Below are 17269 nucleotides of genomic sequence, written 5' to 3'. Positions count from 1 at the left end.
TAAAACAGGACAAATCATGAAAGCAAAATATATAATAGTATATCTCGTTAGCATCTTTCTAGGAACGACCAGCTGTAGTAAAAGTTTTTTAAAGGAAGAAACTGATCCCAATTATTTGACGTTGACTAATTTTTGGAAGACAGAAGGAGATATCATAAAAGGATTGACTAGTGCTTATTCACACCTTCAGCCCAATATGAGTTGGGGAACGCCATTTGAGAGGCATATCGTTGTAGACAATTATCGAAGCGATGAACTAGACTTTAGAGCTGATGTGACAGCTTGGTTACAGGTTGCAACCTTTGTGAATACATCTACTAATAGCATTTCCAAAAGCGAATGGACATTATTGTATAGAGGTATTAATTATGCCAATCAATGTATAGACAATATTCCAAAAGTTGTTAGCGCTGCGGATGATTTCCGTGCCAGGGCTATTGCCGAGGCAAGGTTCTTACGAGCCTATTATTACTATCGATTGTACTTAAATTATGGGGAGAACATACCACTCTATACCAAAGAGATTAAAGGAACAGATGAGGAGTTTTTTCCGAAACAAGCAGCTCCAGGAGAGATAATAGCTTTTCTTGTCAAGGAACTGAGCGAAATTCAGGCCATCCTTCCAGAGCCTGGGTTTTATTCCGCCAAGGACGCAGGGAGAATAAATAGATATGCAGCATCGGCAATTCTAGGTAAGTTATATATGTTTGTCCATCAATTAGACAAGGCCGAAACCGAGTTTGCGAAGATCATCGGCAAGTTTGAACTTATGGACAATTACGAGCACAACTTTGATGGATTGCACAAGAATAATAAGGAATCCATTTTTGAAGTGCAGTATTCAGGAGATCGCACCGCTGGTCGTAGGGAATTCAATCGGATAGCCCTGCATTTGGCGTCATCCAATGCCGAAGGTTACGAGGAAGCTTATCCCTCGACCTGGCTTTTTGAAACGTTAAAAAAGGACAAGACTCTTAACGGAGGGTACAGCGATCGATTATATTCAACAATAATTTTTAATGATCCCAAGTCAGATGCCTTTTATTTTGAAAATGGCAAAAGCTTTTTGGACTACCACCGCGATGGTGAGATCTTTTGGAAAAAATTTGTTTCCTGGGATCCTTCTTTAAGCGAGCACTGGACGCAGAGTGCATTTAATTTTCCTTTAGTGCGTTATGCTGATGTCCTACTTCTTTATGCCGAGTGTTTGAATAATAGGGGGGCAACGACAACAGCTATCGATCTGATTAATACGGTCAGAGGCCGAGTTAATGTTATTCCAATAGCCTCTTCATTGACAAAAGAACAAGTGTTAAAACACCTACAGGATATTGAGCGACCTAGCGAATTAGCATTGGAAGGAGGGAGGTGGTATGACTTGATTCGGTGGGGGATTACAGAAGAGGCATTGAAAGCTCATAATAAACCCTATGTTGCTAATTTTGTGAAATCAAAGCATCAATTGTTTCCTATACCACACGATGAGTTTTTGTTGAATCCAGAGTGGATTCAGAATCCAAATTTCAGTAAATAGATTTTCTACAATGAGTCATAATTCAAACTCTTAATGCGAAAAAAATATCAAAGAGGCTGTCCTGAAAGGGCAGCCTCTGATCGAAAGAGGTTAAAAATATATTTTTCAACTTCATATTGTTCCGCCTATTTATTGGACACTTTGTAAGACCATGTATTCCGAAATTATGTATACAGAACTAACCGATTACGTAAATGATATAGAAATCAAATAGTCTGTCATAATGGATTCCAATACATCAACACCTCGTCAATAGATTCTTTTTGTAAAAGCCGTTTGCCTGTACCACATAATACCTTGAGGTAATTTTTGTGCTAGCTGATGCGGAATGCTACATTTTCAACCTTCAGCTTTTTGTATATTTCCAATACATTTCGGTTCTGGTTGAAATAACCGTCAGCTACCCATTGCTTGAGCATGGCAAAGAGCGACTGGCTTGTTTTGCGTGTCGTACCTTTCGGAGCCTATTTCTTCTTCCAGATGACACGGGGTCCGTCGCCATCCTCGCTGTAAATGATGTGCGAGAGGCCATTGTACCATTCCTTGTTAATCTTTTTGATATGATGGAGGTATATATGGCCGCAGGTTTAGATGGGGTGCTGCATTGGGCCTATAATTCCTGGGTCGAAACACCCCTGCAGGATTCCCGGTTCCGGACATGGCCTGCTGGAGATACCTACATTGTATATCCGCAAAATAGAAGCTCAATACGCTTTGAGCGTATGCTGGAAGGTATACAAGACTACGAAAAAGTAGCTTTGCTGCGTAAGAAGTGGACCGATACCAAAGATCAGGATAAACTGAGGGCGCTGGATGCTGCTATTAAGAAATTGGATAATCCGAAGTGAACTGATACATGGAATGATGACCTTAATCAGGCAAAAGCTTTATTGGATTAAGTGATGCCACGCTAGCTAGGGAGGCGGATTAGGTCGTTGCGGGGATATCTAAAGCTCTCGCTAAAACGATACTGATATTCTGTACGTGTCGGTATCTCCCGTTCTAAAGGATCTACATAGCTTGTTGATGTGATAAATTCTCTATGTCTTCCCATTTTGGAGATAGTTGAGTAGATTTTCTGTTTTTCTTGATGTCCGATCCTGAAATATTTGAGCCTTAATTTTGATTTGTAATATACTATATTACAGTTGTTTTCGTTGTATATCTAATGGTGGGGACTAGTAGTCCTTTTATTCGATCAACGTCTTACTTATGAAGAAATTCTTAACCGTACCTTTTGTTATGGTATTTATTCCATTTCTAATATCCTGCAGCAAGGATGGTTCAACAGATACAGAAAAAGAACCGATATTTGATAACAATGGAACCAATAAATCTATTCTTACCAGCAGTGATGGAAAGGTGTATCGTGTCAGTGCTACTGATGGTAAGGCTAATATGCTATTTGATTTCGGACGGCAAAATGATGTATCGGGGCTGGATTCGGATGGAACTAAAATTTACAATGGAGATGAAAGCAATACGATCAACGCTATTGATCTGAATAGCAAACAACTGCTATGGCGTAAGTCTTTCTTTAAAGAAGAGTCCATAACAGCCAGCGAGGTGCAGACTGGCTTCAAAGATGGTGTTTGCTATAGCATCGGCCATTCGGGAATAGCCGTTGCTCTGAAAGGTGACGGCACGTTACTTTGGTCGCGCCCCCTGGATCCTGATTTCGATGGCGCACGCAACAGTTATTATCCGACTTACCTGAGCGTGCAGGGTAAATATGTGATCGTGGGGTCAAGTCGTACCGCATTCTGGGGCGACGAACGGAATAAGCTATATCTATTGGATAAAACAAATGGCAAGCCTATACAGACATTTACTCTTCCAGCCGAGACGGCCGTAACCGGTAGAGCCAAGATTTCAGGGAATACATTGCTCGTACCTATGAATGATCTAGTGGCGATAGACCTCTCTAGCGGTAAGGAGCTGTGGCGGATACCTATGCCCGATGCAAGTTATGGAGCAGGTACGCCAATTATTTCGGGTAGCAAAGTGCTTTTACATGGGAGCCGTAGTGTAGGTATGGGAGGTAAGCTTTTTTGCATAAACATTAATAACGGACAGGTCGTCTGGGAGAAGGATAGCGGGGGGGATATGGTAGGATATTATACGCCAACTGTAATCGATGGCAAGTATGTCCTCGGAATCTACGAAAATGGAAGTACTGTTAATGCCAACGGCCGGCCTTATATGGTACACCTGGAAGACGGTGCCAAACTATGGCAGAATGATAATATCGGACTGGATGCCTCTGCGACTTATGCCAACGGACGATTGTATGCCTATGGTAATAATTTGACGGCTCAGAGTGAGTCCGTAGGACTGATGGCATTGAATGCGAGTAACGGTGCGCTTGAATGGATTAACGCCGATTTGAATGGTATCAGTAATACGGATCCTTTGATAATAGCGGATAACGGCATATTTAGAAGCCCGTCGGCGCCAGGAGAATAATTATTCTTTTCTTCCCGACCAAAAGCCCATATTTCTAAAGTTTAATTTACTGTTGTCAAATATAGGGTCTTCCTTACGAGACAATTGTTCTTGATAATCTTTATAGAGTTTATACACCTTGTTGTGGAGTAGTATGATCGCAACAAGATTGAGCCACGCCATCATTCCTACACCGATATCACCCAAAGTCCATGCAGATTCGGCAGTGCTCACACAGCCCATGTAGACAGAGATAAGAATAAGTATACGTAGTAACCAGACGATAATACGTTTTGAGGCCTGTTTGCTGATAAAGCTGACATTACTTTCGGCGATGTAATAGTAGGCCATGATCGTGGTGAAAGCGAAAAATGTCAGTGCCAGGGCTACAAAGATATTCCCAAACGCCGGGAAGTGATGCGCTACGGCCTGTTGCGTGAACGCAGGACCCATTTCTACACCTGGAATATGTTCGACGATAAAGCCTCCTTCGGGTGTCTGTACATTGTACTGTCCAGTGAATAGAATCATCAATGCAGTGGCGGTGCATACGAACAGAGTGTCTACATAAACCGAAAAACCTTGTACCAGACCTTGTTTGATCGGGTGCGAAACCTCGGCCGCTGCTGCTGCGTGAGGAGCAGTACCTTGACCGGCTTCATTGCTATAGATGCCGCGTTTTACGCCCCAGGCTATGGCGCTGCCGGCCACGGCACCAAAAGTGGCCTCCATGTTAAAGGCCGATTTAACTATGAGTGCCAAAACACTGGGCACCTCTTGAAGGTTGAGGACGATAATAACGATAGCCATAAGGATGTAGGCTCCGGCCATAAAAGGAACAACAAATTCGGCGACCTTGCTGATACGCTTTACCCCACCGATGATAATAAAGCCTAATAAACCCGCTAGGAATAGGGCGGTGAAGAGGGGAGGGATAGCGAATGCCTTCTCGACAGCGACACTAATGCTATTGCTCTGTACGCTCGGAAGAAGGAAGCCTGTGCTAATGATGGTAACGATGGCAAATGTCCAGGCAAATATTTTGGAACGTAGTCCTTTTAAGATATAGAACGCCGGCCCTCCGCGATATTCTCCCTGGTCTACTTCCTTGTACATCTGTCCCAGAGTAGCCTCAACGATAGCCGATGCACTGCCTAGAAATGCAATGATCCACATCCAGAATACGGCGCCCGGTCCTCCCATCCCTATGGCGGTAGCGACACCTGCGATATTACCCGTGCCGACCCGGCCTGAGATCGCTAGTGAAAAGGCCTGAAAGGAGGATATCCCTTTGTCCGAACTACTGCCTTTGAAAAGGAGACGTACCATCTCTCGGAGTTGTGTGAGTTGCGGAAATTTAAACCGGACCGTAAAATAGATACCTGTGATAAGACAAAGATAGACCAGCGCATCACTCCATATCACATTATAAACTTTGGTTATCAAATCTTCCATGTATTGCAGTTGCATAGGTTCATAGCTTGCTAAAATAATTAAAACAGTTCGGCATTGCTTGAATTACTGCATAGATTGTGTTTATGGAATGTCTTTTGATATATATGTAATGTTTATGATGAAAAGGAATGTTTAATTATTTCTAGGTTTGTCAGCTTGATAGACAGAAAATAGGGTGTTATTTTCTTTTGATATGAGCGGTGATGCTTATGATATTTTTTTAGTTTTGTGTATAATTTAAAACGGTGATTCGAAAACGTCTATTTAATCCAGCGCAGCTATTTATATCTAGTTTTTTGGGGCTGATTCTATTTGGAACATTTTTGTTAAAGGTACCTATAGCACTGAAAGAACCGATTTCGTGGGTAGATGCATTGTTTACGGCTACTAGTGCGGTATGTGTCACAGGTTTGGTCGTTGTAGACACGGCGAGTCATTTTACAGGTTGGGGCCATCTCTTTATTCTATTGTTGATACAGGCAGGTGGAATCGGTATTTTATCGTTTGCCGGATTATTTACGTATTTCTTAAAGGGGGGGAGTAGCTACGAAAATCAGTTGGCTATACGGGATTTTTCGAATACCGAACGTCTAGGAGAAGTGTTTGTTTTGTTAAAACGTACGATATTAATAACATTCGGTATCGAGTTAGTGGGTGCCGCTGCAATCTATTGGAGTCTCCATGGGCTGACTTATATCGGCGTAGGAGAAAAGATCTTTGTTTCGCTATTTCATGCCGTTTCATCTTTCTGTAATGCAGGCTTTTCAACCTTACCCTTGGGGCTTATGGATGGTATGGTGATTCATAATTATGGTTTTCAGTTTATCATAGCCTGTATTTATATTTTTGGAGGCTTGGGATTCCCCATTGTAATCAATGTGCTGAAATACCTCAAGCATGTGGTCAATAGATTGTTGAAAAAATGGACGCTCAATGAAAACTATTACCGACCTTGGATTATGACGATGAACAGTAAGGTCAACCTGATTACGACGGGGCTGATTACAGTGATAGCTACGATAGTGCTCTATCTCAATGAATATGGTCATGTATTTTCCGGCCATGAGGGACTGGGCAAATTGGTCATTGCATTTGCAACGGCAACTACACCGAGGACCGCAGGGTTTAATAGTATTGATTTCGCACAGCTCCATTTTTCCAGTATCTTATTTGTGATGTTGTTGATGTGGATTGGGGCTTCACCGAATTCGACAGGTGGTGGTATCAAGACCAGTACGTTTGCTGTAGCGGTGCTGAATGTATGGAGTATGGCAAGGGGGAAGAACAGGACAGATGTATTTCGCCGGGAGATCGCTTCGATCACGATCCAACGTGCTTTTGCTACTATGTTCCTGTCTTTGATGGTGATAGGATTGGCGGTTTTTGCCATTTCATTTATTGAACCAGAGAGACCTTTGTTGGATATTGCATTTGAATGTTTTTCGGCCTATAGCACAGTAGGACTCTCCCTGGGAGTTACAGGGACTCTTTTGACAGGGAGCAAAATAGTGTTGATCATGCTTATGTTTATCGGACGGGTCACTATGTTGTCGGTATTGATTGCATTTATAAAAAAAGTGAATTATATACAGTATAGATACGCTCCAGAAGAGCTTACAATATATTAAGAAGATGAAATTTATAATTATAGGTCTTGGTAATTTTGGAGCCTCTTTGGCAGAAAAACTGACCATGCAGGGCAATGAGGTAATCGGTGTGGATCGCCGCCTTGAAAAGGTAACCGCACTCAAGGAAAAAATAACGCATACAGTCTGCCTAGACGCCACAGATGAAGCTGCTTTCTATTCATTGCCTCACAAAAATACGGATGTATTTATCGTGGCAATAGGCGAGGATGAAGGTGCTAATATCATGGTTACGGCATTGTGTAAAGAAGCCAATGTAAAGCGGCTCATCAGTAGAGCCGTGAATAGACTGCATGAAAAGGTCTTGGGTGCCTTGGGGGTTTCAGAAATAGCCCACCCAGAAGAGGAATCGGCCGAGCGCTGGTCTAAACGCTTATGCATGTCGGGGTTGGTAGATTCTTTTGAATTGAACAGCAACTACTCGATTGTAGAGGCTTTGGTGCCTGAAAAGTATATTGGCAAGACGATTCAGGAAATTGGTTTCCGGGAAAAGTATGAATTGCTGGTACTGACGATATTAAAAAGTACGGAAAAGGAAACTACCTTTGGACGAAGTGTGGTCACTACAGTATTGCATGGTATACCCAAACCGGATACCAAGCTGGAAAGAGGGGATATCTTAGCAATTTATGGTTACAACGATCATATAAAATCTTTTTTGTAGTAATCAGTACTTTGCCGAACAAATAGGAACTTACAATTGCGTTAAGAGGTAGCCCATCACTGCGCCTCCTATAATAATAAAAGCGCTGTTTGTCTTTCGAAAACGAAGAAGTATGACCATAGTGAGTAGTGCAATAGATAATGTCTGCCAGTTATAGATGGTTTCTTTTCCCATTTCGAAACATATAACAGCAATCATAGCAATAGCGCTTACATTTACGGCGTCCAAAAACGAAGAGAAAGCTGCGGAATTGCGCATCTTTTTGACCAACGGAACGAGTAGAGCCACCAGTAGAAAGGAAGGGGTAAAAATAGCGATAGTCGATAGGACTGCACCTGTGAAGCCATTAATCTGATAGCCTATAAATGTGACGGATGAAAATACCGGACCGGGACTAAATTGTCCCACGGCAATGGCATCAATAAGCTCTTGGCGCGAGAGCATGCCTGTCGCAACCAATTCTGTGTCGAGAAAGGCAAAAAGGACGTAGCCACTGCCGTAAAGTATCGAGCCTATTTTAAGGAATATCCAAAACAATTCGATGTTTTTTGAACTGAAGAAGCTTTGTTGGAATCCGGTCATCAGAAATAAGGGTGCGATACTCCGAAAGTGACTGCGGTTCGTATAGCGGTAGTGATGGATGACCATAGCCAATAGACCTGCTCCAAACATCAGGTAGAGTTCAGAAATACCTAAAAATGAAAGGATAAAAACGGATACGCCGAGGGTTATCAATAGGGCATTTTTGAAGGATGTCCTGAGCAGGGGAATCAGGGCGTTCAGTATAACAGCGATTATGGCGGGCTTTATGCCGTATACGAATTGGTGTACTACGGGGAGATGTCCATATTTTTTGTATAACCAGGCAAATACACCAGTAATCAGTACTGCTGGCAGAATAAAGCATAAACCAGCTATTATCAGTCCGCGCCATCCTCCCTTATCATATCCGATATGGATTGCAAGTTCTGTACTGTTGGGACCGGGAATAAGGTTGGTTGCTCCCAATAGATCAACAAACTTTTGGTCGTTCATCCATTTCCTTTTGTGTACGACCTCATCCCGCATCATGGCGATGTGGGCAGCAGGGCCACCAAATCCGATGATCCCAAGTTTTAGAAAAAGTATGGCTATGTCCCAAAGACGAACCTGTTCGTGCATAAGATATTCTTGATTAGCCAAACCTACATAAATTCATCCCCTTAGACAAAGATTGTATGTTAAGTTATTGTTTCGGTTTTTTATGAAATAGTGACAAACAATATAATCATTTTTCAACTATAAAGAAAAGTGATCAGCAATGCTAGGTCATGTAAAAAAAGTACCCTATTTTCTACGCTTTTTTGAAAAAAATAATCTTACTTTTTAGGGAAAAAAGTCGGATTATTCTTTGGAATTCCAGATCATTACTTCAACCTTTGTAGTACGTTCTACAAAATTCATGGGTGTTGACCCCGGCCGTAATAAGCTCCCGTCAACAATAATCTAAAATTTTATTAATTAAATAAGAATTATGCTTAAGTATTACTTATTGATTGCTGTATTTTTTGTTTTATTCGTGCGTTGTGCACGATCGGATATTCCTGTGCTCGAAGTGGTCAAGGGGACACAGACTCAACAGGGCATTATTAAGCTCGCTTGGAAAAGTTCCGACAAACAGCTGTACGAGCTCGAAGAGGCTAGTGATCAACGCTTTTATGAACCTAAAATAAGATATTCAGGGCCTGACCAGGGAACCTTTTTATCAGGCCTAAATGATGGAACCTATTATTACCGCCTACGTAACCAACATGGTGATTATTCTAATGTAGTCGAATTAGAAGTCAAACATCATCCCATCCAATTAGCAATTTCTCTACTCATGCTCGGTGCCTTGGTATTTATTCTCACCACAGTGTTGGTGGTGAGAAATTATTTAAATCTTAACTCGCCTAATTAGTAATTAAATGATACATATATTATACATAGTACCTTCGTCTGTCGGGTGGGGGCTGCTCGCTGTTTTGAGTATACTTTGGCTTGGACTCGGGCTCTATTGGGGACGTAAATCAAAGAATCTGGATGGACATATGCTGGCTGGCCGTAATGTGGGCATGGCCTTGGGAACGGCTACAGTAATGGCTACTTGGGTGACTTCCAATACCACCATGCTCGCACCTCAATTTGTCTTGGAAATGGGGGCGTGGGGGATGTTGGCCTATGCTACGGCAGCGATAGGCCTTCTCCTGTTTGCACCATTGGCACAGCGTATCCGTCAATTGATGCCCAAAGGATATACCAGTGGCGACTTTATACGGTTGAGATATGGCAAAACAGCCTGGATATTGTTTCTATTTATCAGTGTATTCTACAGTCTGATCTGGTTGGTCAGTATGGGGATGGCAGGAGGGATATTGATGCATTCGATAGCGGGTATTCCCTACGACATGGGAATGACGGTCATTATCGCAGTCTGCGTGGGATACACCCTGTTTGGAGGGCTATACGCTGTGATTGGTACAGATTATATACAATCGTTATTAATTATGATAGGTATTGTGGTGGTCGGTATAGGTATCTATAGTTATGTCGATTTTGATACGATATACACTGGCCTTGAGCAGGATAGGCCTATGTTACTGAGCCTCTTTTTCCCAGCAGCGCTGATGGCTATTTTTAACAACCTGTTATTTAGCATGGGCGAGGTTTTCCATAGCAATGTATGGTGGAGCCGTACGTTTGCGCTACGCAAGGGCGTGGGGAAGAAAGCATTCCGCCTGGCAGGATTATTATGGATACCGATCCCCATTGCAGCAGGGTTTATCGCTTTGGCGAGTGATTCGCTGGGTATCAATATTACACGTCCGGATATGGTGGGCCCTACAGTAGCGGCCGAAGTGTTAGGACCTGTAGGTGCTATTGTGGTGTTTATTGTATTGTTCTGTTCGCTGGCTTCCAGTATCGATGCGGTATTGGCGGCGATATCGGATCTGATTACCCAGGATGTGTACCGAAAATTGTTTAGGCCACAGGCTACTGAACGACAGCTTAAGAAGTTTGCTACTTATATGATACTTCTTGTTGGTTTTGTGGCGTGGATGCTCTGTCTCCCCAATATCGGTACACTCGCAAGTATCCTGTTTCTAGCAGGGCCTATGGTGGGAAGTACGATATGGCCGATTGCAACAGGACTGTTTTGGAAAAAAGCCAATACTAAAGGCGCATTATGGGGGATGATACTGGGATCTGTTGCCGGATTATGGAGTTATATGTACATCGGATGGTACACCTCGTCGCTGGTAGGAGCAGCGGTTTCCATGATTACGGTGGTACTCTGCACGTATCTATTCCCTGCAGATTTTGATTGGAAGAAATTGGATGAGGAGCCTACGAGTTAGGTACAGTCGCTGATTGACGGTTTTTAACGATTAAACAACGTATATATGAATTTTTCTGAAAATTTTATTCAGGTCCTGATTCTTACAGCTATAGTGATAATTGGAATCAGTGTGATGATACTTATCGTATTATTTATAAGGGATGTGATCAACAAACAAGTGTGGTGATATAAATAGAGTAACATGAAGTCTAGAACAACAAACAAGTTTAAGGGGATAAAACCTGATCCAGAAAACTTAATTCGGAATGCCAATATAGACTTCTCCCTGTTGGGAGAAATTGTCGGGCAGTCTGTAGTCAGTGTGAATCAGTTCAGCAGGGAGATGGTCGGTACGCTGTGTAAGTTAGCTGCCCTATTGGAATCTAAAAAGCTGGAACTGGCCGATGCCCTGAAAGGAAATATTATTATTACAGCATTCTTCGAACCCAGTACGCGTACACGTTTGTCTTTCGAAAGTGCAGCCCTGCGCCAAGAAGCCAAGATTATAAGCATACCTGAAGGTGCCCGTAATACCGGGGTGGCCAAAGGGGAGTCGTTATCAGATATTGGTGAAATGTTTAACGCTTATGGAGATCTGGTAGTATTGAGGCATACGGAAACGGATGCGATTGCAGCGATTGGAGAGAATTTACGGATTCCTCTTGTCAATGCGGGCAATGGCTCAGGCGAACATCCTACGCAGGCCCTAGCAGATTGGTACGCCATCTTGAAATGGAAACCGACTATCTTAAATGAGGAATTGCCTGAATCAGAGAAAATAAACCTTGGTATACTAGGGAGTCCGGGAAGTATGCGTGCCGTCAACTCTTTTTTGCGCATGGCACTATTATTTAAGGATAATATCCAAAAGATAACGATCGTATCGGAATTGGCAGATCCATTAGGGGACGAATTAAATAAGCTGTTATCTGAGGCTGGAATACCATGGTTGTGTACTCATGATATGGAAGGTACAGTTGAAGAGCTTGATGTCATCTATATGAATTCAATTGCATTCTTGGGGGATTCGTACAAGGCGATGGATAGCAACTTCAAGCTGCACGCTGGTAGTCCACTGAAAGAGGATGCGATTATCTTGCATCCGCTGGCGCGTCTCGGCGAACTGGACCATAGCCTTGATGATAGTAGACACAATCTTTACTTTGATCAGGCACATGGTGCTGTGTTTGTGCGGCAGGCCCTGTATATGGCGGTACTGGATAGGGTAAAAGATATTGGTGATAGGATCAATGTGGTGAAAGAAAATGAACTGGAATTACAAACTGTTTAAAAGTATAATATTTAATGAGTGGAATAACCGGATTTTTTAATCCTAAAGGAATTGGAGAAAATAGTAAGAACCTATTAAACGGGATGCTCAAAGCGATAGCACATCGCGGTTCAGATGGAGCGTATAGGTATGCAGATAGTCAGAAAGGGATAGCTATGGGGCATCAGTACCTGCATGTGAATGGTGATCGTGCTACCGCAAATCCAATATTTGAAAAAGAAAATGAGGTCATCGTAACGGCCAACGGACGGTTTTATGATTATAAAAGGACCCGTTTGGAGCTACAGTTTGAAGGTCATCGGTTTCTATCCAAAAATGATAATGAAATCATACTTCCGCTATATCTCAAGTATGGACAGGCATTCGTGGAGCATTTAAATGGAGAGTTTGCGATTTCACTTTTGGATCTGAAAAATAAAAAAATGATTTTGGCGAGAGATCGATTTGGAGTCAAACCGTTGTTTTATCATATCGCTGATGGAACGCTGTATTGGGGATCGGAAATAAAGTCAATTTTTGCACATCCTGCTGTAAGGCGTAGTCTGGATGCTAAGGGGATTGTGCATCAGCTGATGCAGACCATGGTATCGGGCTCTACCGCTTTTAAGGATATTCACGCAGTACGTCCCGGCCATATGCTGATAGTGGATTTTTCAACAGGTAGTATCGAGGCCAACGAAGTTAAATACTGGGATCTGGATTTTCCCAAAAAAGAAGAAAGGTTACAGGGCATTCCAGATGCGGTATATATAGAAGAAGTGCAGCAAAGGCTTTCGAATGCTGTAGCGGTAAGGATGGATGCAGACGTCGAGGTAGCAGCATATCTATCGGGAGGGATAGACAGTTGCGCCATACTGGGAATGGCATCCGCGTGGAGTCAGGACCCGCTGAAAGCTTTTACGATCAGCTTTGACAATGCAGATTATGACGAGGCCGCTATTGCCAAGCGGATGGCCAATAGTGTGGGTGCTGACCATACTAAAATTGTACTCACAGCCGAAGATCTGTACGGACCTAACTATGTCGATACGGTGTGGCATTCCGAACGCACGTTTTACAATACACTGGGCGTTGCTAAAAAACTGATGAGCCATACCGTAGTAGGAAAGGGGTGCCGCGTGGCATTGACGGGCGAAGGTTCGGACGAATTATTTGGGGGTTATCCCAGTTTTAAAAGAGATATGTTGAGGTATGGGATGAGTAACCAGCTACAGGGCGATGAAGCTAAGTCTTATCATAAGCTGATGGATCAGACCAATAAATTATTTACTGGAGCGATTTTATCAGATAGGGTACTTGCTCATGAAGCTATGGACGATGTATGTGGTTTTACGCCTTCGTGGATTCAACCTTGGATGCAGACACTGGAATTGGCAAGACCGTTACTGCACGACGATCTTACAGATCAACTGCAGGGTTATGATCCTATAGCAGGAATAGCAGATTCCTTGGATACGAAGAAACTCGAAGATAGACATGTATTGGATAAGGCGCAGTATACCTGGTGTAAAACGATGCTGGAGTGTCAGATATTGAACTGGGGTGGTGATCGCGTAGATATGGCAAATGGAATGGAGTCGAGACCTCCCTTTTTGGATCAGGAGGTGGTCGATATGGCTGTACAGATCCCGCCTCATCTCCGGATTAATGGAAATACGGAAAAATGGGTGCTGCGTGAAGCGATGAAGCGTATTATCCCGCAGGAACTGTATACCCGGGAGAAATTTGCTTTTATGGCTCCACCCGGTCATACTGATACGAATAAACAGAATGGCTTACAACAGCTCATGGCCACTTATATGAACGAAGAAAGTATAAGAGAAGTAGGGATATTCGATATAAAGAAGCTCAATACTTTTGTGGATCTGTACAAAAAAGATAAAAATCCGGTTTCGTTGACCCGAAAGGATGCTTTATTGAACCATATTCTTGGACTTCACATCCTTTGGCATCAGTTTGTGAAATAGTGGTATCCTTTAGCTATGTGTTCTGCACATAGCTAAAGGATATATAAAAAAATTATTTGACCACATAGATGGCCGCATGAAAGGGCTCTTTATTGATCAGTTCATTGGTGGTGCTACCCAGAAATATAGAGGGAATACTGTTACTGCCTTTTGCTGCTAGAACGACTAGGTTTGCCTGAAATAGCCTGCTCTCCCGGGCAATGATATCGGCGACACTCTTTTCTTTTCGATATTGTGTTTTTAATTGCCAGGTCGGTGGTATATTCAGTTTTTTGCTGAACTCTGCATACTGTGTCTTTGCGAGTTTTTCAGCTTTCAGCTGTGTAGCCTCATCGTCGATGAAAGGGAAGAATACACTCGGTATGTTGTATACTTTCAATACTTGCACCTGCTGGGCGCCCAGCTTTTCGACTTTAATCTTTACTTTGGAAAAGGTGGCACTGAAGTCGCTTGGAATAAGCAACCGCTCGATAGCGAAAGTATGCTCCTTGGGTACCAATAGAATATCGGCCTGAGATAGTCGGATAAGTTTCTGTGCCATGGCGCCAGTGCCGTTTTCGGCAGTCTTCCAGCCTAATAGAATCGTCGCTGTTTCCTTATGTGTTTTTACCCATTCGTTGATCCCAAACTCGGTGTTGTCGCCCTCTAAAAGGGTAAGGGTGTATGTGGTCTCATCGTGGAATATCTGCTGTACTTTGTGTTCTAGATTGCGCTGTATAATGGGAGCGATCTGTATGTCTTCGAGCATCTCGGTGAGGAGTTCGTCCAATTCGGATACTTTGATGTTGTGTATAAAATGGATGTGTCCGATATTATAATGGGACTGCAGCTGTTTGGCGTACCGTATCAATGTGTGGTCGTGATCCGTAAGGTCTAATGCGACTACTAATATCTTGTTCATGTCTCTGTCGTTTGTTCGTTTTAATTATTTATGTCCATTATCCGTAGAGGGAGTTGTATCTGATTCCACTGCAGTTCCATTCGATAGCTCGGCATTGTTCTCTTTTGCAGTAGTGACGGCGTCTTCTTCGCGCATAATCTTGGTGATAGAAGCTTTGTACGATTCGGTCTGCTTCATCTTGGCACGCCGCTGTTCCATGGTATAATCTTCGCGTATACCGATAAGGAGAGATATACACATGACAACCAATAGAATGGCAAATGGCATACCCGATATCGTGACCGCCGCCTGTAAGGTATTGAGGCCACCTCCTGTCAGTAGTGCCGCAGCAATAATCCCGGATAGTGATGCCCAGAGCACACGCTGTATCGCGGGTGTACGGCGCTGTCCACCGGAGGTAATGCTGTCTACAACCAGCGCACCTGAATCGGCAGAAGTGATGATAAAACTACAGATCAGGAGCATGCCCAGGATCTTGAAGATAATGGCGAAAGGGAACTTTTCGAAGAATACAAACAGCGCGGTAGAGATGTTTTCCTTGACAGCATCTACAAGTGCATAATCCCCGCCGATCAATCCCTGCATGGTGGTGCCACCGAAAGCGGAGAACCAAAGGAAAGTAACTAAGGCAGGCAGGAGCAGTACGCCTAGGACAAATTGCTTGATGGTACGTCCTCGGGATACACGGGCTATAAAGGTTCCTACGAAAGGAGACCAGGAAGCCCACCAGCCCCAATACATAAGGGTTACATTATTGTGCCAGTTGCTTTCACCATAATTACCGGACCAGGTGGCCATATCCACAAAGTTGTGGAGGTAGCTGCCGATATTCTGTATATACCCTTTCAGGATAAAGGCGGTAGGGCCGAGGAATAAAACGAGAAGAAAGAGGACGACGGCAATGCCGATATTGAGTTCGCTGAGGAATTTGACACCTTTATTGACACCAGAGACGACCGATATGGTAGCTATCCCAGTGATGGCTAGGATAATGCCGTATTGGAATAACAAGGAGCTAGGAATGCCAAATACGTGGCTCATACCGGCATTGATCTGGCCTACCCCAAAACCCAGTGTCGTGGCAAGGCCGAATAGGGTGGCCACGACGGCGACGACATCAATGGCATCGCCCATCCAACTGTAGATGCGGTCGCCAAGAATAGGATAGAAAACCGAACGTATCGTAAGAGGCATCTTACGGTTGTAAGTAAAATAAGCCAATGCAAGACCGATTACAGAGTAGATGGCCCACCCATGAATACCGTGATGCAGAAAGGAGAAGTTGATCGCCTCCTGAGCGATAAGTGAAGGATCGGCATCTGGTGCAAGTCGGGGTGGATCGATAAAATCCCGTACGGGATCGGCGATACTGAATAAGACAAGTCCATTCCCGATTCCGGCACTGAATAGCATGGCAAACCAGGCTATTCCTTTGAACTCGGGCTTGGCATCGGGACCACCGATGCGCACATCGCCATATTTGCCAAAAGCCAGGTATAGACAGAATAGAATAAAGGAATTGACAGAAAGGGTGTAGATCCATCCGCCTTTTTCAGAAACAAAGTCCTGCATGCGCGCAAAGACGACTTCGGATTCTTTGTGGAATAATAAGGCGAGAGTCACACTGACCACAATAATGATCAGCGTGGGGATGAAGACTGGTTTGTGTACAACAAATCTTGATGTTTTTTGGGGTGTAGATGATGTTTTTTTTGCAGACATAGATTTTATTTTATTAAACTCTCGGCATAGAAAACACGAGTACCGTAGGTAGATCAGGCTAAAAAAAATAGTTTCCCGTATGGTAGCATACAGAAAAACACTTTTGTAAAGCAGTGATGAAACTCGGTTTAAAAAGAATGTCTAGATCACTGGGAATCTAAACATAATAAGAGCATGCCAAAGGCATTTTAATATAGTTCGTCAGCAAATATAGGGCTTCTTGTCCTGTTTGTCAATGTTTATATCCAATTAAGTGTCAATTTCAGATATGGATATTTTTATTTTT

The 17269-nt window shown here is 43.2% G+C and carries 14 protein-coding genes; 9 read left to right on the top strand and 5 right to left on the bottom strand.

Translation table 11 applies throughout. The annotated features are described in order from the left end of the window. The first annotated feature begins 16 nt into the window (after positions 1 to 16). A complete protein-coding gene (locus M472_RS42800) occupies positions 17 to 1534 on the top strand; it encodes a RagB/SusD family nutrient uptake outer membrane protein (protein ID WP_021072122.1) in 1518 nt (505 codons plus the stop codon). 311 nt (positions 1535 to 1845) lie between these two features. Beyond that, complete coding sequence (locus M472_RS45840; protein ID WP_021072121.1) at positions 1846 to 2382, top strand: DUF4091 domain-containing protein; 537 nt, start codon at positions 1846 to 1848, stop codon at positions 2380 to 2382. 62 nt (positions 2383 to 2444) lie between these two features. On the opposite strand, the gene M472_RS45535 is transcribed toward M472_RS45840, so the two are convergent. Further along, positions 2445 to 2588, bottom strand: coding sequence for a hypothetical protein (locus tag M472_RS45535; RefSeq protein ID WP_158499946.1), 144 nt, complete (start codon positions 2586 to 2588; stop codon positions 2445 to 2447). Positions 2589 to 2746: 158 nt separating this feature from the next. On the opposite strand from M472_RS45535, the gene M472_RS42790 reads away from it, so the two are divergent. Continuing rightward, on the top strand, positions 2747 to 4000 hold the full coding sequence (locus M472_RS42790; protein ID WP_021072120.1) for an outer membrane protein assembly factor BamB family protein: 1254 nt from the start codon (positions 2747 to 2749) through the stop codon (positions 3998 to 4000). Here M472_RS42790 and M472_RS42785 read toward each other — a convergent pair whose 3' ends face one another. Further along, positions 4001 to 5434, bottom strand: coding sequence for an alanine/glycine:cation symporter family protein (locus tag M472_RS42785; protein WP_021072119.1), 1434 nt, complete (start codon positions 5432 to 5434; stop codon positions 4001 to 4003). Positions 5435 to 5679: 245 nt separating this feature from the next. Between M472_RS42785 and M472_RS42780 the strand changes: the two genes are divergently transcribed. Both M472_RS42780 and M472_RS42775 read left to right on the top strand, forming a co-directional pair. Then, entirely contained in the window at positions 5680 to 7062 is a 1383-nt protein-coding gene (locus tag M472_RS42780; RefSeq protein ID WP_021072118.1) for a TrkH family potassium uptake protein, read from the top strand. A 4-nt stretch (positions 7063 to 7066) separates the two neighbouring features. After that, a complete protein-coding gene (locus M472_RS42775; RefSeq protein ID WP_021072117.1) occupies positions 7067 to 7744 on the top strand; it encodes a potassium channel family protein in 678 nt (225 codons plus the stop codon). A 30-nt stretch (positions 7745 to 7774) separates the two neighbouring features. Here the strand turns inward: M472_RS42775 and chrA are convergent, their stop codons facing one another. Continuing rightward, positions 7775 to 8926 carry a chromate efflux transporter gene (chrA, locus tag M472_RS42770; protein ID WP_235049539.1) on the bottom strand — a complete coding sequence of 384 codons (1152 nt, stop codon included), beginning with the start codon at positions 8924 to 8926 and terminating at the stop codon, positions 7775 to 7777. A gap of 331 nt (positions 8927 to 9257) precedes the next feature. Here chrA and M472_RS44805 point away from each other — a divergent pair, with 331 nt between their 5' ends. The 4 genes from M472_RS44805 (at position 9258) to asnB (ending at position 14360) form a co-directional block, all read left to right on the top strand. Beyond that, entirely contained in the window at positions 9258 to 9683 is a 426-nt protein-coding gene (locus M472_RS44805; RefSeq protein ID WP_021072115.1) for a hypothetical protein, read from the top strand. A 7-nt stretch (positions 9684 to 9690) separates the two neighbouring features. Then, the gene (locus tag M472_RS42765) at positions 9691 to 11121 is read left to right on the top strand and encodes a sodium:solute symporter family protein (RefSeq protein ID WP_021072114.1); all 1431 of its coding nucleotides are present in this window, start codon (positions 9691 to 9693) and stop codon (positions 11119 to 11121) included. Positions 11122 to 11304: 183 nt separating this feature from the next. Then, positions 11305 to 12393 (top strand): aspartate/ornithine carbamoyltransferase family protein, encoded by a 1089-nt coding sequence (locus M472_RS42760; protein WP_021072112.1) that lies wholly within the window; start codon positions 11305 to 11307, stop codon positions 12391 to 12393. 14 nt (positions 12394 to 12407) lie between these two features. Next, entirely contained in the window at positions 12408 to 14360 is a 1953-nt protein-coding gene (gene asnB, locus M472_RS42755) for an asparagine synthase (glutamine-hydrolyzing) (protein ID WP_021072111.1), read from the top strand. A 52-nt stretch (positions 14361 to 14412) separates the two neighbouring features. Here asnB and M472_RS42750 read toward each other — a convergent pair whose 3' ends face one another. Both M472_RS42750 and M472_RS42745 read right to left on the bottom strand, forming a co-directional pair. Continuing rightward, on the bottom strand, positions 14413 to 15261 hold the full coding sequence (locus tag M472_RS42750) for a universal stress protein (protein WP_021072110.1): 849 nt from the start codon (positions 15259 to 15261) through the stop codon (positions 14413 to 14415). A gap of 24 nt (positions 15262 to 15285) precedes the next feature. Next, entirely contained in the window at positions 15286 to 16983 is a 1698-nt protein-coding gene (locus M472_RS42745) for a BCCT family transporter (RefSeq protein WP_021072109.1), read from the bottom strand. Positions 16984 to 17269: the final 286 nt, after the last annotated feature.

The organism is Sphingobacterium paucimobilis HER1398 (assembly GCF_000416985.1).
Lineage (GTDB): Bacteria > Bacteroidota > Bacteroidia > Sphingobacteriales > Sphingobacteriaceae > Sphingobacterium > Sphingobacterium paucimobilis.
The sequence above is the reverse complement of the archived record's forward strand: the minus strand, read 5'-3'. Positions and strand labels throughout refer to the sequence as shown.